Source organism: Methylobacterium sp. WL9 (genome assembly GCF_008040035.1).
In the GTDB taxonomy this organism is placed as follows: Bacteria; Pseudomonadota; Alphaproteobacteria; order Rhizobiales; family Beijerinckiaceae; genus Methylobacterium; species Methylobacterium thuringiense.
This window is the reverse complement of the sequence record NZ_VRVE01000088.1, coordinates 1-16,277: the sequence shown is the minus strand read 5'-3', so window position 1 is coordinate 16,277 and position 16,277 is coordinate 1. Positions and strand designations below refer to the sequence as shown.

19 protein-coding genes and 1 pseudogene are annotated in these 16,277 nt (G+C 68.1%); 8 read left to right on the top strand and 12 right to left on the bottom strand.

What is annotated here, in order from left to right; translation table 11 throughout:
* Together FV217_RS18985 and FV217_RS18980 are read right to left on the bottom strand one after the other, a co-directional pair.
* Positions 1-700, bottom strand: a pseudogene (locus FV217_RS18985) (two-component sensor histidine kinase); the annotation flags it as partial.
* Positions 697-1,428: a response regulator gene (locus FV217_RS18980; protein ID WP_147818832.1), complete on the bottom strand. Its 732-nt coding sequence runs from the start codon at positions 1,426-1,428 to the stop codon at positions 697-699. The pseudogene FV217_RS18985 and the gene FV217_RS18980, both read right to left, overlap by 4 nt.
* 246 nt (positions 1,429-1,674) lie before the next feature.
* Here FV217_RS18980 and FV217_RS18975 point away from each other — a divergent pair, with 246 nt between their 5' ends.
* From FV217_RS18975 to FV217_RS18960, 4 genes are all read left to right on the top strand, one after another.
* Positions 1,675-1,956: an accessory factor UbiK family protein gene (locus FV217_RS18975; RefSeq protein ID WP_147818830.1), complete on the top strand. Its 282-nt coding sequence runs from the start codon at positions 1,675-1,677 to the stop codon at positions 1,954-1,956.
* A gap of 274 nt (positions 1,957-2,230) precedes the next feature.
* A complete protein-coding gene (locus FV217_RS18970) occupies positions 2,231-2,737 on the top strand; it encodes a YbjN domain-containing protein (RefSeq protein ID WP_147818836.1) in 507 nt (168 codons plus the stop codon).
* Between the two features lie 7 nt (positions 2,738-2,744).
* A complete protein-coding gene (gene proC / locus FV217_RS18965; RefSeq protein WP_281407176.1) occupies positions 2,745-3,572 on the top strand; it encodes a pyrroline-5-carboxylate reductase in 828 nt (275 codons plus the stop codon).
* Positions 3,573-3,658: 86 nt separating this feature from the next.
* Positions 3,659-4,387, top strand: a complete 729-nt coding sequence (locus tag FV217_RS18960; protein ID WP_147818828.1) for a TetR/AcrR family transcriptional regulator — start codon at positions 3,659-3,661, stop codon at positions 4,385-4,387.
* Positions 4,388-4,500: 113 nt separating this feature from the next.
* Here the strand turns inward: FV217_RS18960 and FV217_RS18955 are convergent, their stop codons facing one another.
* Together FV217_RS18955 and FV217_RS18950 are read right to left on the bottom strand one after the other, a co-directional pair.
* Complete coding sequence (locus FV217_RS18955; protein ID WP_147818826.1) at positions 4,501-4,761, bottom strand: hypothetical protein; 261 nt, start codon at positions 4,759-4,761, stop codon at positions 4,501-4,503.
* A gap of 152 nt (positions 4,762-4,913) precedes the next feature.
* Positions 4,914-5,342 (bottom strand): DUF971 domain-containing protein, encoded by a 429-nt coding sequence (locus FV217_RS18950; RefSeq protein ID WP_147818824.1) that lies wholly within the window; start codon positions 5,340-5,342, stop codon positions 4,914-4,916.
* Positions 5,343-5,476: 134 nt separating this feature from the next.
* Here FV217_RS18950 and moaA point away from each other — a divergent pair, with 134 nt between their 5' ends.
* On the top strand, positions 5,477-6,511 hold the full coding sequence (gene moaA, locus FV217_RS18945; RefSeq protein WP_147818823.1) for a GTP 3',8-cyclase MoaA: 1,035 nt from the start codon (positions 5,477-5,479) through the stop codon (positions 6,509-6,511).
* A 10-nt stretch (positions 6,512-6,521) separates the two neighbouring features.
* The gene (locus tag FV217_RS18940; protein ID WP_147818821.1) at positions 6,522-7,025 is read left to right on the top strand and encodes a WYL domain-containing protein; all 504 of its coding nucleotides are present in this window, start codon (positions 6,522-6,524) and stop codon (positions 7,023-7,025) included.
* A gap of 86 nt (positions 7,026-7,111) precedes the next feature.
* Here the strand turns inward: FV217_RS18940 and FV217_RS18935 are convergent, their stop codons facing one another.
* Positions 7,112-7,345, bottom strand: a complete 234-nt coding sequence (locus tag FV217_RS18935; protein WP_147818819.1) for an AbrB/MazE/SpoVT family DNA-binding domain-containing protein — start codon at positions 7,343-7,345, stop codon at positions 7,112-7,114.
* A 132-nt stretch (positions 7,346-7,477) separates the two neighbouring features.
* Between FV217_RS18935 and FV217_RS18930 the strand changes: the two genes are divergently transcribed.
* Positions 7,478-8,344 carry an NAD(P)-dependent oxidoreductase gene (locus tag FV217_RS18930; RefSeq protein WP_147818817.1) on the top strand — a complete coding sequence of 289 codons (867 nt, stop codon included), beginning with the start codon at positions 7,478-7,480 and terminating at the stop codon, positions 8,342-8,344.
* Here FV217_RS18930 and miaA read toward each other — a convergent pair.
* Entirely contained in the window at positions 8,322-9,278 is a 957-nt protein-coding gene (gene miaA / locus FV217_RS18925) for a tRNA (adenosine(37)-N6)-dimethylallyltransferase MiaA (protein WP_147818815.1), read from the bottom strand. The two genes, FV217_RS18930 and miaA, sit on opposite strands and share 23 nt — an antisense overlap.
* A gap of 23 nt (positions 9,279-9,301) precedes the next feature.
* Between miaA and serB the strand changes: the two genes are divergently transcribed.
* Positions 9,302-10,198 (top strand): phosphoserine phosphatase SerB, encoded by an 897-nt coding sequence (gene serB / locus FV217_RS18920; protein ID WP_147818813.1) that lies wholly within the window; start codon positions 9,302-9,304, stop codon positions 10,196-10,198.
* A gap of 79 nt (positions 10,199-10,277) precedes the next feature.
* Here the strand turns inward: serB and FV217_RS18915 are convergent, their stop codons facing one another.
* The 6 genes from FV217_RS18915 to FV217_RS18890 all read right to left on the bottom strand — a co-directional run.
* Positions 10,278-11,843, bottom strand: a complete 1,566-nt coding sequence (locus FV217_RS18915) for a DegQ family serine endoprotease (protein ID WP_147818811.1) — start codon at positions 11,841-11,843, stop codon at positions 10,278-10,280.
* 190 nt (positions 11,844-12,033) lie between these two features.
* Positions 12,034-12,945 carry a protease modulator HflC gene (locus FV217_RS18910; RefSeq protein ID WP_147818809.1) on the bottom strand — a complete coding sequence of 304 codons (912 nt, stop codon included), beginning with the start codon at positions 12,943-12,945 and terminating at the stop codon, positions 12,034-12,036.
* Positions 12,942-14,120: an FtsH protease activity modulator HflK gene (gene hflK / locus FV217_RS18905; protein ID WP_147818807.1), complete on the bottom strand. Its 1,179-nt coding sequence runs from the start codon at positions 14,118-14,120 to the stop codon at positions 12,942-12,944. Before hflK ends, FV217_RS18910 begins: the two co-directional genes overlap by 4 nt.
* A 277-nt stretch (positions 14,121-14,397) precedes the next feature.
* On the bottom strand, positions 14,398-14,892 hold the full coding sequence (locus FV217_RS18900) for a dihydrofolate reductase (RefSeq protein ID WP_147818805.1): 495 nt from the start codon (positions 14,890-14,892) through the stop codon (positions 14,398-14,400).
* Positions 14,892-15,683 carry a thymidylate synthase gene (locus FV217_RS18895; RefSeq protein ID WP_147818803.1) on the bottom strand — a complete coding sequence of 264 codons (792 nt, stop codon included), beginning with the start codon at positions 15,681-15,683 and terminating at the stop codon, positions 14,892-14,894. The genes FV217_RS18900 and FV217_RS18895 overlap by 1 nt, the downstream gene beginning before the upstream one ends.
* Before the next feature lie 76 nt (positions 15,684-15,759).
* A partial coding sequence (locus FV217_RS18890; RefSeq protein ID WP_147818801.1) for a CPBP family intramembrane glutamic endopeptidase occupies positions 15,760-16,277 on the bottom strand: 518 nt, incomplete at its 5' end.

Sequence of the window (16,277 nt, the reverse complement as noted above, 5' to 3'; positions counted from 1 at the left end):
GCCCGCGCCGCGGCAGGGGCGGCGGGGCGCGACGCGTCCCGAACGCTTCCGCTGCGCCGGCAAGCTGCCCGAGCGGCGCGGTCAGGGCGCGGGTCGCCCAGACCGTCAGCAGGGTCAGGGTCGTCGCCATGAACAGGAGCGTGAAGACGATGACGCCGCGCTTCGGCGGCCCCAGCGTGTCGTCCGGCAGGGTGGCACGTAGCCCCGCGCCGGCGGGCGTGCGCAGGCCGAGATGCAGCACGGGCGGATCTTCGCTGCTCGAATCCGGACCGAGATCCGCCAGCGCCAGATCGCGGCCGAAGGCGTCGCGCAGGCGCTCGATGATCGGGTGCTCGCGCAGGCGCTCGCTCTCGACCGGCGGCGGCGTGCCGTCCCAGGCGCCGAGATGCAGCGTCGGCAGGCTGCGCTTCGCGGCCGTCAAGATCGCGTCGCGCCCCTCCGGCGCGGTGTCGTCGAGCATGCGCGCGATGACGGCGAGACGGTTGGCGGCGACGCCCGGCCGTCCCTCCGCGCGCCAGGGCTCGCGCAGGGCGAAGAGCGCGAGGGCGGCGACGGCATGCGTCGCAACGATCGCCGCGACGACGAGGAGCGCGATCTGTCCGGCGACGCTTTTCGGCCGCGGCCAGTAGCGGCGCAGGCCGCGCGCCGGGGCGGCCGTCGTCGTGGCGACCGGCGGCGAACCCGTGGTGCTGGTGCTCATGAGCGGGTCACCTCCGGCGCGAACAGGTAGCCGCCCGAGCGGATCGTCCGGATGATTTCGGGGCTGCGGGCGTCGCGCTCGATCTTCTGCCGGATGCGGCTCACCAGCACGTCGATGCTGCGCTCGAACGGCCCGGCGCTGCGCCCCTGCGTCAGGTCGAGGAGCTGGTCGCGGGACAGCACCCGCCCCGGCCGAAGGCAGAGCGCGTGCAGCAGGTCGAACTCGGCGCCGGTGATGGCGATGCGCGCGCCTTCCGGGCTCAGGACCTGCCGCAGGCCCGTGTCGAGGGTCCAGCCGTGGAAGTGCAGGCGACGCGCCTCCTCCGCCTCGGGCTTTTCGGCGCCGGCACCGCGCCGCAGGATGGCGCGGATGCGGGCGAGCAGCTCGCGCGGGTTGAAGGGCTTGGCGAGGTAGTCGTCGGCCCCGGTCTCCAAGCCGATGATCCGGTCGATCTCCTCGGATTTCGCCGTGAGCATCAGGATCGGGATGGCGGAGGCCGACCGCAGGCGGCGGCACAGGCTGAGCCCGTCCTCCCCCGGCAGCATCAGGTCGAGCACGACGAGGTCGATGCGGGACTCGGCCAGAAGCCGGTCCATCTCGCGCCCGTCCGCCGCGAGGCTCACCCGGCACTCGTTACCCCTGAGATAGCGCGCGACGAGGGCGCTGATCTCGCGATCGTCCTCGACGACGAGGATATGCGGGGTGGCCGTGATGGCGGGCGTCGTCATGTCGGGCGTCGGTGTCTCCGGACGGTATTATGCGCGCTCATCCCGCCGGTTCGTAGATGAGGGCAACACAAACTTTGTAACGCGATGTTTCGCGGAGCCGCCGGGCAAAGATCTTCGCAATCCCCTGAAACCCGCAACGAACCGGCGAAGGGCGATTGCCGGGACTCCCGCGGATTCCTATGTCGGTACATCGCTGATTCGCAGCGTGCTGCAGATCACTGCGGCCGCCAGATCCGAGAGACGACGATGCAGAGCTCGAACCGCCTTTTCGACGACGTCGCCCGGATCTTCACCGACGCGGCCGGCGCCGCGCAGGGTGTCCGGCGCGAGGCCGAGACGCTGTTCAAGGCGCAGGTCGAGCGCCTGATCCGCGACATGGACATCGCCACCCGCGAAGAGGTCGACGTGCTGCGCGACCTCGTCACCGCCTTGCGCAGCCGGAACGACGCGCTGGAGGCCCGCGTCACGGCGCTGGAGTCGCAGCTCGGCCCCGATGTGAGTCGCGCCGGCAACACCGAATCCGTCTGAGCGATTTTGCACAGCAAGGAACGGTGGACAGCGGGGTTGCCCACCATTCATCCCGTCTCGACGCTTTGAACGACGCGGGGAACGCAGGCTATAAACGGTCAGGCACTGATTCGCGCCCGACACAACAACACCTCGAACGCTGGAACTGATGATCTCCGGATGAATCCGCGCCCCGGCGCAGATCTCGTCTTGCCGGTCGCTCGGCTTCGACGCCGCCTTTGCTTTACCGTCGAACCGTTCATCGGTCATGAACGGCTCGACAATTTGGATGGCCATGACCCAGCTGCACATCATCGAGGATTTCGACCGCCCGGAGCATCCGCTCGACGTGGTGGAGAGGCTTGCGTCCCTGCGAGACTGGATCTTCGACCGGGCCGAGACGGACGAGATGTCCGTCACCGTCGAGGGAAAGTGGACCGAGTATCACGTCGCCTTCACCTGGATCGAGGACGTCGAGGCGCTGCACGTCGCCTGCGCCTTCGATCTCAAGGTGCCGGAGCGCCGCCGCCTCGAGATGACCAAGCTGATCGGGATGCTCAACGAGCAGCTCTGGATCGGCCATTTCGACCTGTGGTCGAGCGACCACGTGGTGATGTTCCGCCACTCGCTGCTGCTCACCGGCGGCGTCGCCCCGACCCAGCCGCAATGCGCCATGCTGATGAAGACGGCGGCCGAGGCCTGCGAGCGCTACTATCAGGCCTTCCAGTTCGTGCTCTGGGCCGGCAAGCCGGCCCGCGAGGCCCTCGACGCCGTGCTGTTCGAGACCGAAGGCGAGGCCTGAGCCGGCCGTGACGGACACACCGAAGGGATCCCTGCCGGCCTCGCTGACCCTGGTGGGCGCCGGCAAGATGGGCGGCGCGCTCCTGCGGGGTTGGCTCGACGGCGGGCTCGACCCGGCCACCACCACGGTCATCGATCCGCAGGTCGGGCCGGAGATCTCCGCGCTCTGCTCGGAGCGGGGCGTGACGCTCAATCCCGAACGGACCTCGGCCGCGCAGACACTGGTCCTGGCGATGAAGCCGCAGGGGCTGGACGACGCCGCGACGACGTTGGCACCCCTGGTCGGCCCCGGCACCCTCGTCGTCTCGATCCTCGCGGGTAAGACGCTGGCGAACCTCGCGGCGCGACTTCCGCGGGCGGGCGCGTTCGTGCGCACCATGCCGAACCTGCCCGCGAGCATCGGGCGCGGCGCCACCGGAGCCGTCGCGAGCACCGGTATCAAGGCCGAGCAGCGGGCGCAGGCCGATGCCCTTCTCGCCTGCTCCGGTCTCGTCGAATGGCTCGACGACGAGGCGCTGATCGACGCCGTCACAGCCGTTTCGGGCTCGGGGCCGGCCTATGCCTTCCTGCTGGCCGAAGCCTTGGCCGAGGCCGGCACCAAGGCCGGCCTGCCTCCAGAGATGGCTGCCCGCCTCGCCCGTGCCACCGTGGCCGGAGCCGGAGCCCTGCTCGACGCCAGCCCGATCGAGGCTGGCGAACTCCGCCGCAACGTCACATCCCCCGGCGGCACCACCGCGGCCGCGCTCGGCGTGCTGATGCGGGAGGGTGGCCTGCCCGATCTCCTGACCGAGGCGGTCGAGGCAGCAAGACGACGTGCGGGCGAACTCGCCGGCTGACCGCGACGACGACGCGCGCCGGCTTGGCTGCACTGCAGCCGATCGCTCCCTACATGGGGTGGCAACGTCCCGAACGGAGCGCGATCATGGCAACCTCACCCGATCCGAAGCCGAAGGCCAAGGCGAAGCCCAATCCCCGCGAGGCCGTGGTGGAGGCGCTGATGCGGCTCGCCGCCGAGCAGCCCTGGAACGACATCGAGATCGGCGACATCGCCCGCGAAGCCGGGATCAGCCTCGCCGAATTCCGCGACATGTTTCCCTCGAAGGGTGCCGTGCTCGGCGGGTTGTCGCGCCTGATCGACACGAAGGTGCTCGAGGGCGATTCCTCCGACCTCGCCGAGGAGCCGAGCCGCGAGCGCCTGTTCGACGTACTGATGCGCCGCCTCGACGCCATGGCGCCCTATAAGACCGCGCTGCGGCGCATCTCTTACGCGATGCGTGGCGACGTGCTCTCGATGCTCGCCCTGAACGGCGTCGCTCTAAACTCGCACCGCTTCATGCTTGCCGCCGCCGGCATCGACACCGAGGGGCCGCTCGGCCGGCTCAAGCTGCAGGGCACGGTGATCGCCTTCGCCCGGACCGTGCAGGTCTGGCTCGACGACGACGATCCGGCCCATGCCCGGACCATGGCGCGCCTCGACAAGGAGATCCGCCAGGGCGAGCGCTTCATGGAGCGCGCCGAGGACGCCCGTCGCCTCACCGCGCCGTTGCGCGCCATCGGCCGCTCTCTGATGGAGCGCCGCAGCGGGCGCGAGCGCCGACGCGATGCGGACGACGAGAAGCCGCTGGACGGCGATGCGGCGCCGGCGGTTTGATCCCGTTTCCGTTCGATCCGCTCAGGATGCGCGCATCCCCTCTCCCCGCAAGCGGGGAGAGGGACAATGCGCACGACCGAACCGATCACCCGGAAACGGTCCGATGCACCGCCCTATTGCGCCTGGGCCGAGCGGGTGCCGCGACGGCGGCCGGGCGCGGCGGCGGCCGGATCCATCACCATCCGGCAGGCGGGGCTGAGATTGGCCTTCTGGCTTTTCAGGCAGGCCGTGATCGCCCCGACATTCGGGATGTTGGAGGCACAGAGCCGCCAGACGTCCGGCTCGCAGGCCGTGCGCGCGTCGGCGGTCTGAGCCAGAGCCGCGGAACTACCTGCGCACAGAAGAAAAGCAGCGAGGAGCGATGTCCGTGTCATGAGCGTCGAGCCTTCCCGTCTACGTATTTTATACGGTCAAGCTCGGGCGCAAATGGTTAACAAAAGGTTAACGACGCCGCTCGTCCTTTAGGCCGCGTTAGGACTTCCGCTCGCTGTTGCAACAGTGCCGCGCGCTTCGCGGCAAGGCCCTCTCAATGGCAACCGCATCCGCTGCCGCAGCTCCCGCCCGAGGTCTTGGGAGCGCCGACGGACGCGCTTGCCGCCCGGTCTCGTGTCAGGCCGCGCTCTTCCAACTCGCCGAGATAGGTTTTCCAACGGTTCCGGTACTCGCGGCCGAGATCGTAAAGATATCCCCAGCCGAAGATGCCGGTGTCGTGCATGTCGTCGAAGGCGAGCTTCACGGCGTAATTGCCGATCGGCTCGACCGCGAGGATCGCCACTTCGCGTTTGCCGCCGATGATCTTGCGCTCCATCGGCGAGTGGCCCTGCACCTCGGCCGAGGGGCTCGAGACGCGCAGATATTCGGCCGGCAGGTCGAAGCGGCCGCCATCTTCGAACGCCACCCGCAGGATGCGCTTGTCGCCGAGCAGACGGATCTCGGTAGGCCAACGTTCGCTCATGTGGTCCTCACGCCGCGGCGATGCGCCCCTCGTGCTTGCCCGAAAAGGCCGTAGCGCTCATATGGATACGGATGCTGGATCTGTCAGCCGATAAAGCCATCCGAACCGATTCCGAGTCGAGTCCCGAGACGCGCATGTGGGGTGTTCGCGACGATGCCCCGGTGGCCGCGCGCCCGGCGCCGCTCGTGGATCCGTTCGGTCGCGCGATCACCTACCTCCGCATCTCGGTGACGGATCGCTGCGATTTCCGCTGCGCCTACTGCATGTCGGAGGAGATGCAGTTTCTGCCGAAGCGCGACCTGCTGAGCCTCGAAGAGCTCGACCGGCTCTGCGGCGTGTTCGTGGAGCGCGGCGTGCGCAAGCTGCGCATCACCGGCGGCGAGCCGTTGGTGCGCCGTGACATCATGCAGCTGTTTCGCCGGCTCTCGCGCCATCTCGGTAGCGGCGCCCTCGACGAGCTGACGCTGACGACGAACGGTTCGCAACTTGCCCGTTTCGCGCCTGAACTCGCCGATCTCGGCATCCGGCGCGTGAACGTCTCGCTGGACACCCTCGACCCACAGAAGTTCAAGGCGATCACCCGACGCGGCGACCTCTCCGTAGTGCTCGCCGGGATCGAGGCGGCGCGCAACGCCGGCATCAAGGTCAAGATTAACGCCGTGGCGCTGAAGGGCGTCAACGAACACGAGCTCCCCGACATGATCCGCTGGGCGCACGGGCTCGATATGGACATGACGCTGATCGAGGTGATGCCGCTCGGCGAGATCGAAGGCGACCGAACCGACCAGTTCCTGCCGCTCTCCGTCGCCCGCGAGGGACTGGCGGAGCACTTCACGCTGACGCCGCTCGCCCACCGCACCGGCGGCCCGGCCCGCTACGTGAAGGTGGAGGAGACCGGCGGCCAGCTCGGCTTCATCACGCCTCTGACCCATAATTTCTGCGAGGGCTGCAACCGGGTGCGCCTGACCTGTACCGGCCAGCTCTACCTCTGCCTCGGCCAGGAGGATTCCGCGGATCTGCGCGCGCCGCTGCGCGCCTCCAGCGACGACGGCCCGGTGCGGCAGGCGGTGATCGACGCCATCGCCCGCAAGCCCAAGGGCCACGACTTCGTCATCGAGCGGGCGCGGCCGGCGGCCTCGCCGCGGCACATGAGCGTCACCGGCGGCTGAGCGGGCGGCGATGGCTGAACGCGAGCCGCGGGGCCTGACGCTCACCTTCACCGAAGCCGAACTCGACGTCGTCATCGCCGCGCTCTCTCGTCTTGCCCGTGAGGCAGACTGGGACGAGGAGTTCGACGACGCGGCCGGCACTCTTGCCGCGACAATGGTCGACCGGATCGCGTCCGAGCTCCCCGCCGCACCTGCAGGCCCGGCACCAAGGGCTCGGAAGGGCGACGGACCGCATCACGGCACGATCCGAAAGGCGATCCACACCGAGACGAAGCTCGCCCTCAGTTATGTCGATCGCAAGGGGGCGGAGAGCCGTCGCATCATCTGGCCCCTCGAACTCGGCTTCGCCGGGGCTGGCGAGATGATCGGAGCCTGGTGCGAGAGCCGGCGCGATTTCCGCCATTTCCGGCTCGATCGCATCGTCACCCTCGAAGACACGGGCGAACGCTACCCGCAGCGCCGACAGATCCTGCTGGCGCAGTTGAAGGCCGGGGAGATGGAGCAGGGGTTCTGAGGGGGCTCATGTGGTTTTCGTCTGATCGCCTCGGAGCCACCTCGTTCTTGCGAGCACATCAATCGAGCGAGTGCCGTCATCGCCGGTCAGAATTCGACTGGCTTGAGCGGGAGATCGGCGACGGGATCGAGCCCATCCTCCTCGTCAAACGACGGCAGACTGGCGAGGACGTCGAAAAGCGACCGCTTGGGGACGGGCTCGATGATCAGCCGATCGCCGTCCCTGGTGATCGTCGCGTGGGTGCCCGGCAATTCCATGCAGTGTGGGATGCGGACCACCTGCATCCTGCCGACTCTGAAGAGGCGGACGCGCTGTTTCATGGCCGAACCCTCGCTTTCCGCTGCCTCAACCTAAGCCCTGTCGACGTCTCGGCAAATGGCATCGCGCCGTTTGACGACCTCGCGCCCCACTCCTAGACCCACCCACATTCTGCATTCACTCGGAGCCGACCCATGGCCAACGTCGCATTCCTCGGCCTCGGCGTGATGGGCTCGCCGATGGCGGGGCATCTGGCCAGGAAGGGCCACGACGTCACCGTCTTCAACCGCACCCGCGCCAAGGCCGAGGCCTGGGTGGACGCCAATGGCGGAGCCTCAGCCGCGACGCCGCGTGAGGCTGCGACCGACAAAACGATCGTGTTCGCCTGCGTCGGCAACGACGACGATCTGCGCAGCGTCGTGCTGGGCGACGATGGCGCATTCGCCGGCATGGCCAAGGGGGCCGTCTTCGTCGACCACACCACCTCCTCGGCCGAGGTGGCGCGGGAACTCTCCGCGGCCGCGGAGGCGGCGGGCTTGCGCTTCATCGACGCCCCGGTCTCCGGCGGACAGGCCGGTGCGGAGAGCGGCGCGCTCACCGTGATGTGCGGCGGCGATGCGGCGACCTATGCCGAGGTCGAGCCCGCGATCCTGTCCTACGCCAAGGCCTCCCGGCTGATGGGTCCGTCCGGCTCGGGGCAACTGACAAAGATGGTCAACCAGATCGCCATCGCGGGGGTCGTCCAGGGACTGTCGGAGGCGATCCATTTCGGCAAGCGGGCCGGGCTCGACATCGAGGCCGTGCTCGACGTGATCTCCAAGGGCGCCGCCGGCTCCTGGCAGATGGAGAACCGCGGCAGGACCATGAACGCCGAAAAGTTCGATTTCGGCTTCGCGGTCGAGTGGATGCGCAAGGATCTCGGCATCCTGCTCGCCGAAGGCCGCCGCAACGGCGCGCAACTGCCGGTGACGGCGCTCGTCGACCAATTCTATTCGGACGTCGAGGCCATGGGAGGCGGCCGCTGGGACACCTCGAGCCTCATCGCCCGGCTGCAGCGCTGAGGCGCTTTTTCGCGATCAGGTGTGCGGATTCCGGATCGGTCCAGATCCAGTCGTCGCCCATCTGGTGGCGGAACCACGTGTACTGCCGCTTGGCGTAGCGCCGGGTGTCGGCTTGACCGCGTGTGATCGCCTCGTCGCGAGACAACGCACCGTCGAGATGGGCGATCAGACCCGGCACACCGTGCGCCCGCATCACCGGCAGCATGGGGTCGAGCCGTCGCGCATGGAGCGCCGCGACTTCGTCGAGGGCCCCCTCCTCCATCATCGTCAGGAAGCGGGCATCGATGCGCCGGCGCAGTTCGTCCCGGTCGACGTCGATAAAGAACTTCAGCAACGGGCGTCCCGAAAGCGGCCCGGGGATGCGCCGCCCCTGGAATTCGGCGATCGGCCGGCCGGTCGCCTCGAACACTTCGATGGCTCGCATCACGCGCATCCGGTCCGACGGGCGTAGCGTCTCGGCGCCAGCGGGATCGAGCGCGGCAAGTTCGGCATGCAGCGCCTCGGTCTCACGGCCTTCGGCGCGGGCACGGACGGCCTCGCGGACCGCGTCCGGCACCGTCGGCATCTCGGACAGCCCTTCATCCAGTGCCCGGAAGTAGAGGCCGGTCCCGCCGACAAAGATCGGAAGGCGGCCTTCAGCCATGATCTCTTCTAGGATTTTCGATGTTTCACGTGAAACATTTCCTACCGAGAAGTTCACGGCACCGTCGATCGTCCCATAGAGACGGTGGGGCGCCTGCGCCTCGTCTTCGGGTGTCGGGCGCGCCGAGAGCCGGCGCAAGTCGGCATAGACCTGCATCGAATCCATGTTGACGATCGTGCCCGCGAAGGCGCGCGCCAGGGCGAGTGCCAGAGCCGACTTGCCCGAGGCGGTCGGCCCTGCGATGAGGATGGCCTGTGGCCGCCCGGCGTCCCTGTCCGTGACCGGCGACAACGGCTTATCTCCGTGATCCTGGCATGACCCTCGTCGCCACGCTGATAGCAAACCCGGACCGCCCCGCCATCACCGGCGCGGTGCTGACCGACGCGCGCGCTATCCTCGGGACGGAGCATCCGCCGCGCCTGCTACACCACGGCGTGGCGGCCGAATGCCTCGTCGACGCGCCGATCGGACAGGCACCGGATCTCACCGCACGCCTGCGCGATGCCTTTGCCGGCGAACCGATCGACGTTGCGGTGCTGCCGGCCGGGCCGCATCGGCGCAAGCGGCTTTTCCTCGCCGACATGGATTCCACCATGATCGAGCAGGAATGCATCGACGAGCTCGCAGGCGTGCTCGGCATCAAATCAGAGGTCGCCGCGATCACCGAGCGCGCCATGCGCGGCGAGGTCGCGTTCGAGCCGGCTCTGCGCCAGCGGGTCGCCCTGCTGAAAGGCCTGCCGGCCTCCGTCGCCGACGATCTCATCGCCACGCGGATCACCCTGATGCCCGGCGGCAGGACGCTCCTGGCGACGATGAAGGCGCACGGCGCCCGCACCTGCCTCGTCTCCGGCGGTTTTTCGGTGTTTACCGGCCCAATCGCGAAAACGCTCGGCTTCGACGAGACCCGAGCGAACCGGCTCGATCTCGTCGATGGACAGCTTTCGGGGACCGTCGCCGAGCCGATCGTGGGCGCCGAGGCGAAACGGGCGACACTGCTGGAATTGCGCGCGCGGCTTGGCTTGGCGATCGAGGACACCATGGCGGTGGGTGACGGCGCCAACGATCTCGCGATGCTCGCCGAGGCCGGCCTCGGCGTCGCCTTCCGCGCCAAGCCTGCCGTGGCGGCGGCGGCCCATGTCAGGATCGAGTACGGCGACCTGACGGCGCTGCTCTACCTGCAGGGTTTTTCGGCGGCGGAGTTCGTCGGCTAAATTTCTGATGTAACCGGCTCAGCTGTCATTCCGGGGCTCGCCGAAGGCGAGAACCCGGAATGACGAAAGCGCAAAAAGCTCAGTCGAGCCCGATCGCCACGAAGCGGACGTCGCCGCTGGCGCCGGCGACGAGGAGCAGCACGGACTTGCGCGACTCCTTCTTCAGGGCCTCCACGCGCTTGGTCACCTCGGCCGGCGTGCTGACGGCCTCCTGGCCGACCTCGACGATGACTTCGCCGGGGACGATGCGCTTGTCGGCAGCGGTCGAGTTCGGATCGACGCGGGTGACCACGACGCCCTTCACGGTATCCTTGATGCTGAACTTCCGGCGCAACTCGTCGGTCAGGCCGGACAGGTTGAGGCCGAGCGCCTGGCGGGCGGCGCTTTCGGGCTCCGGCTGCTTCGCATTGGCGAGTTGCGGCTTTTCGCCGTCCTCCAGACGCCCGAGCAGCACGGACTTCGTCTGTTCCTGACCCTTGCGGACGATGATCACCTCGACGGTCTTGCCGACGGGCGTCTGCGCGACGATGCGCGGAAGCTCGCTCGACGACTTCACGACGGTGCCGTTGAACTTGGTGATCACGTCGCCGACTTCGAGACCGGCGGGTTTGGCCGGGCCCTTCTCATCGACGCCCGCGATTAGCGCCCCCTTGGGGCCGCCCTTGAGGCCGAGCGCCTCGGCCGTGGCGTCGTCGACGTTCTGGATGCGCACGCCGAGCCAGCCGCGGCGGACTTCGCCGAACTCGCGCAGCTGGTCGAGCACCGGGCTCGCGGTGTTCGAGGGCACGGCGAAGCCGATGCCGACGGAACCGCCCGACGGCGACAGGATCGCCGTGTTGATGCCGATGACCTCGCCGTTCATGTTGAACAGCGGACCGCCGGAGTTGCCCTTGTTGATGGCCGCGTCGGTCTGGATGTAGTTGTCGTAGGGGCCGGATTCGATGTTGCGGCCCCGTGCCGAGACGATGCCGGCCGAGACCGAGCCGCCGAGTCCGAACGGGTTACCGATGGCCATGACCCAATCGCCCGGGCGCATCTTGTCGGAATCGCCGAACGGCACCGCCTTGAGGGGACGTTCCGCGGTCGGCTTTACGCGCAGGATCGCGAGGTCGATCTTCGAATCCTTGCCGACGATCTCGGCCTTCAGCTTCGTGCCGTCGTGCAGGATCACCTGGATGTCGTTGGCGTCGCCGATGACGTGGTTGTTGGTGATGACGAGGCCGGACGCATCGATGATGAAACCGGATCCGAGCGAGTTCGACTTGCGCGACTGCCCACGCGGGCTGTCGTCTTCGCCCTTGTTGTCACCCTTGTTGTTGTCGCCGCGCTGACCGCGCTTCTTGAAAAACTCCTCGAACAGATCCTCGAACGGCGTACCGGGCGGCAGCTGCGGTCCGGCCCGGCCACCACGCGACGAGGAATCGACCGTGGTCGAGGCCGAGATGTTCACCACCGCATCCGTCACCTGATCGGCGAGATCGGCGAGCGATTCCGGCCCCTTGGCGAAGGCGGCCTGCGGCACGAAGGCGGCGGCGACCGACATGGGTACCATGGCGCCGATCATCACGGCGGCGAGCGCCGAGCGGGTCCGGCTACGGAGGGCCGGACGATCGACACCCGGAATGGCGCTCGTGACGAGACGCATGGTTCGGTTCCTTCCAGAGCCTGATGCGGGAAAGTTGGGTCCGGTTTCCCGAAAACATGATGCGACATCAATAACCTAAAGCGCGATGCGGTTACCTTGAACCGCATCGCGCTCGAGGAGCGTGCCTATAGATCGGCGCCCGACGCGCACGATCAAGAGCCGCCGGGCAGCGGCTCCTGGGTCATGGCCCTCAGGGCTTGGGAGCGCCGGCCGCGCGACCCTGCGGATCGCCGAAGTAGCGGAAGAACGAGGACGAACTCGGGTTGATGACGAGGCGCGTGTCCTGGCCCTTCATGCTCTGCTCGTAGGCCTGCATCGAGCGGTAGAAGGCGAAGAAGTCGGCGTCCTTCCCGAAGGCCTCGGCGAGGATCCGGTTCCGTTCGGCCTCGCCCTGTCCGCGAAGCTTCTCCGAGCTGCTGGTGGCGTCGGCGAGGAGGACGGTGACCTCCTTGTCGGCCTTGGCCTTGATGGTGGCCGCGGCCTGGTCGCCGTTGGCGCGGATATCGGCAGCTTCGCGTTTCCGCTCCGAGGTCATCCGGTCGTAGACGGCCTGAGAGTTCTTGGCCGGCAGATCGACGCGGGTCATGCGCAGGTCGACGATCTCGACGCCGAGTTGCTTGGCCTGCTTGTTCACGTCCTCCTGGATCTCGTTCATCAGGTCGACGCGGTCGGTGCGCACGATGGCGTCGCGGCTGGAACGGGCGAGGACGTTGCGAAGCGAGGAGTTGGTGAAGCTCGACAGCCTCTGGTTGGCGAGCGGAATGTTGCCGACCGATTGATAGAACTTCAGCGGATCGACGATCCGATAGCGCACGAAGGCGTCGACCTCGAGGTTCTGGCGGTCGGCGGTGAGCAGGGTCTGGACCGGCAGGTCGAGATCGAGCACGCGTTTGTCGAACACCACCACCGTGTCGGTGAACGGCACCTTGAAGTAGAGGCCGGGCTTGGTCTCGCCGGGCGGGTTCAGCACGGCGCGGACACGGCCGAGCTGAAGCACCAGCGCCTGCTGCATCTGGCCGACGGTGAAGACCGAGGCATAGAGCCCGACGATGACGACACCGGCGGCGAGGACGAGGCCGGTGCGGAGGGTTGAGCTGTTCATCGTGCGGCCCCGCCCTGGCTGGATCGTCCACCGAACTCGTTGAGCGGCAGCACGGGCACGACGCCCGCAGCGTTGGCGCCTGCGACGCCCGTGCCGTTCTGATCGAGGATGACCTTGTTCACCGAGCCCAGGACCTTCTCCATCGTCTCCAGGAACAGACGCTCGCGGCTGATCTCCGGAGCGAGCTTGTAGGCGTCGTAAACCTGCGTGAAGCGTGCGGCCTGACCGCTCGCCTCGGCGGTGGCCTGATCGCGATAGGCTTCCGCCGCCTGCACGATCTGCGAAGCCCGGCCGCGTGCCTGGGGCACTTCGCGGCTGGCATAGGTCTCGGCCTCGTTGCGGACGCGCTGGGCGTCCTGCTGCGCGGCGTTCACGTCGATGAAGGCCGGCCGGACTTCCGGCGGCGGGTTGACGCCGGTCAACTGAACGACCGCGATGCTCACACCCGCGCCGTACTCGTCGAGGCCCTTCTGCACGATGTCTTTGACCTCGGCGGCGATGCTCGACTGCTCGTTGGTCAGGATCGCCTGAATGTTGCGGCGGCCGACGACCTCGCGCATCGCACTCTCCGATAGCGCTTTGATCGTGCTCTCGGGATTCTCGAGGTTGAAGACGTAATCCTCGGCCTTGAGCGGGTTGACGCGCCACTGCACCTCGAAATCGAGATCGACGATGTTCTCGTCCGCGGTGAGCATCAGGCTCTCCTCCGGCAGGTCGCGCTGGCGCGCGGCACCTGACCCAGATCGAAAACCGACCTGAATCGAGTTCGTGAAGCCGACGTTCGGCTTGACCACCCCGCCGACCGGATAGGGGAAGTTGTAGCGCAGACCCTCACCACTCTGACCGGTATAGCGCCCGAAGATCGTGTTGATGCCGACCTCGTTGGGCTTCACCGTATAGAAGCCGGTGAGCAGCCAAACTCCGACCAGCAGGCCGAGCAGGATCAGGATACCCTTGCCGCCGCCGAAGCCGCTGCCGGCACCGCCGGGGATGATGCCGCGCAGGCGATCCTGGCCGCGCCGGATCAGGTCTTCGAGGTCCGGCGGGGTCTTGCCGCCACCGCCGCCGCCTCCGCTGCCCCAGGGTCCACCGCCGCCATTGCCACCGCCGGGACGGCCGCCCCAGGGGCCGCCTCCCCCACCGCTACCGCCGCCGCTCTGATTGCTCCAAGGCATTCTCGACGTAGACTCCTGCTCCGGCCTCGACCCGCAAAACACTCACCGTCCCACTTCGGACGGCGGCCTCGCCTGGATCGGTCGCCGGAATCCCCTTGCCGGAAACGTACTTTTTCGAACCGAACGGTCGAGCGCACCTGATTGGCCGCACCCGGTCCTGTCAAGGCCGGGAGGTAGGCATCGCCCCCTTCCACCGCAACGGTTTCGGCGCGGCGTGCAGCCGCGCACCGGCTGCGGCCTAAACGCCGGGCCGATGGGATGAATTCGGAATCCGGGCTCAGCCGATCCGCTCCAGGTCGATGAAGACGAAGGCGTGATCGTCCCGCCCGCCGGCCGGGTGCGCCTCGCGCAGGGTCTCGCGGTATGCGGAGCGGTCGAAGGCCGGCAGGTACGCGTCGCCCTCGGGAGCCGTGTCGACTTCGGTGAGATGGATGCGGTCGGCATGGGGCAGCGCCAGGGCGTAGATCTCGCCGCCGCCGACGACCATCAGTTCGTCGGCCCCGGTTGCCGCCAGCGCCGCGTCCCAATCGTGAACGACCTCGGCGCCTTCCGCCGCGAAGCCCTGGTCGCGGGTGAGCACGATGCTCCGGCGGCCGGGCAGCGGCCGGCCGATCGCCGCGAAGGTCTTGCGGCCCATCAGCATCGGCTTTCCCATGGTGAGCGCTTTGAAGCGCTTGAGATCGCTCGACAGGTGCCAGATCAGGCCGTTGTCGCGGCCGATGACGCCGTTGCGGGCGACCGCCACGACGAGGGAGATGGTCGGGGACGCCATCAGACCGCCACCGGCGCCTTGATGGCCGGATGCGGCGCATAGCCCTCGATGGCGATGTCCTCGTAGGTGAAGTCGAACAGGGAGCGGATCTCCGGGTTGAGGCGCAGGGTCGGCAACGGCCGGGGCTCGCGGGCACGCTGCGTCCGCGCCTGCTCCAGGTGGTTCACGTAGAGATGCGCGTCGCCGAAAGTGTGGACGAAATCGCCCGGCTGCAGGCCCGTCACCTGCGCGATCATGGCGGTGAGCAGAGCATAGCTCGCGATGTTGAAGGGAACGCCCAGAAACACGTCGGCGGAGCGCTGGTAGAGCTGGCAGGAGAGCCGGCCCTCGGCCACGTAGAACTGGAAAAGGCAGTGACAGGGCGCCAGCGCCATCCGGTCGAGATCGGCCGGGTTCCAGGCCGAGACGATGAGGCGGCGCGAGTCCGGGTTGCGGCGGATCTCCGCGACGACTTGCGCGATCTGGTCGACGCTGCCGCCTTCCTTGTCCCAGCTCCGCCACTGCTTGCCGTAGACCGGGCCGAGATCGCCGTTGGCATCCGCCCATTCGTCCCAGATCGTCACGCCCCTGGCCTGGAGCGCCCGCACGTTGGTGTCGCCGGCGAGGAACCAGAGCAGTTCGTGGATGATCGAGCGCAGATGCAGCTGCTTCGTGGTGACGAGAGGGAAGCCCTTGGCGAGATCGAAGCGCATCTGGTGGCCGAACACCGAAAGGGTGCCGGTGCCGGTGCGGTCGTCCTTGCGGACACCCTCCGTCAGGATGCGGTCGAGAAGCTGGTGATAGGCCTGCATGCGCGGAAGGATACGGCGGCGGCAGCCCGACCGATACCCGGCGCGGGATATGGCGCACAGGCTTGGCCGTGCGCCGTCAGTAGCTCCGTGGCCAGAGCAGGTAGGCGAGGAGGGCCAGGTTGCTCCATCCGTGCAGCAGCATGCAGGGCCAGAGGCGGCCGGTGCGCCAGCGCAGCCAACCCAGGGTAAAGGCCAGCGGCAGCAGCGAGATCGGCCGCGCGATGCCGCCGGATTCCGAGAGGTGGGCGAGGGAGAACAGGAGGGCGGTGGACGCGATGACGCCGGCGGGCCTCATGATGCGGCCGGCGCGGGCGAAGGCCTCGCCGCGCATCAGCAGTTCCTCGGCGATGGGCGCGAGCACCACGACGTAGGCGAACCATCCCACCACCGCGAGCGGCGACAGGAAGGGCGAAATGCGAATGCCCTGGGCGAGGCCGCCGTTCAGCGCGCGGGCGGTCTCGGTCACCCAGAGGATGTGGATGACGGGCCAGATCGCCATGATCAGCCACAGCCTGAGCGGACTGCCGGTCCGCGGCTCGGCCGGACGGGTCAGCGCGAGCCTGCGCCGCCAGGCGGCGCCGTCCTGCCAGAGGG

Coding starts and splice junctions, on each gene's coding strand:
- FV217_RS18915 (WP_147818811.1), bottom strand. CDS start 11,843: ATGCGTCTCGTCACGAGCGCCATTCCGGGTGTCGATCGTCCGGCCCTC.
- FV217_RS18910 (WP_147818809.1), bottom strand. CDS start 12,945: ATGAACAGCTCAACCCTCCGCACCGGCCTCGTCCTCGCCGCCGGTGTC.
- FV217_RS18970 (WP_147818836.1), top strand. CDS start 2,231: ATGACCCAGCTGCACATCATCGAGGATTTCGACCGCCCGGAGCATCCG.
- FV217_RS18950 (WP_147818824.1), bottom strand. CDS start 5,342: ATGAGCGAACGTTGGCCTACCGAGATCCGTCTGCTCGGCGACAAGCGC.
- FV217_RS18940 (WP_147818821.1), top strand. CDS start 6,522: ATGGCTGAACGCGAGCCGCGGGGCCTGACGCTCACCTTCACCGAAGCC.
- FV217_RS18930 (WP_147818817.1), top strand. CDS start 7,478: ATGGCCAACGTCGCATTCCTCGGCCTCGGCGTGATGGGCTCGCCGATG.
- FV217_RS18980 (WP_147818832.1), bottom strand. CDS start 1,428: ATGACGACGCCCGCCATCACGGCCACCCCGCATATCCTCGTCGTCGAG.
- serB (WP_147818813.1), top strand. CDS start 9,302: ATGACCCTCGTCGCCACGCTGATAGCAAACCCGGACCGCCCCGCCATC.
- FV217_RS18955 (WP_147818826.1), bottom strand. CDS start 4,761: ATGACACGGACATCGCTCCTCGCTGCTTTTCTTCTGTGCGCAGGTAGT.
- moaA (WP_147818823.1), top strand. CDS start 5,477: ATGTGGGGTGTTCGCGACGATGCCCCGGTGGCCGCGCGCCCGGCGCCG.
- hflK (WP_147818807.1), bottom strand. CDS start 14,120: ATGCCTTGGAGCAATCAGAGCGGCGGCGGTAGCGGTGGGGGAGGCGGC.
- FV217_RS18960 (WP_147818828.1), top strand. CDS start 3,659: ATGGCAACCTCACCCGATCCGAAGCCGAAGGCCAAGGCGAAGCCCAAT.
- FV217_RS18975 (WP_147818830.1), top strand. CDS start 1,675: ATGCAGAGCTCGAACCGCCTTTTCGACGACGTCGCCCGGATCTTCACC.
- FV217_RS18900 (WP_147818805.1), bottom strand. CDS start 14,892: ATGGCGTCCCCGACCATCTCCCTCGTCGTGGCGGTCGCCCGCAACGGC.
- FV217_RS18895 (WP_147818803.1), bottom strand. CDS start 15,683: ATGCAGGCCTATCACCAGCTTCTCGACCGCATCCTGACGGAGGGTGTC.
- FV217_RS18935 (WP_147818819.1), bottom strand. CDS start 7,345: ATGAAACAGCGCGTCCGCCTCTTCAGAGTCGGCAGGATGCAGGTGGTC.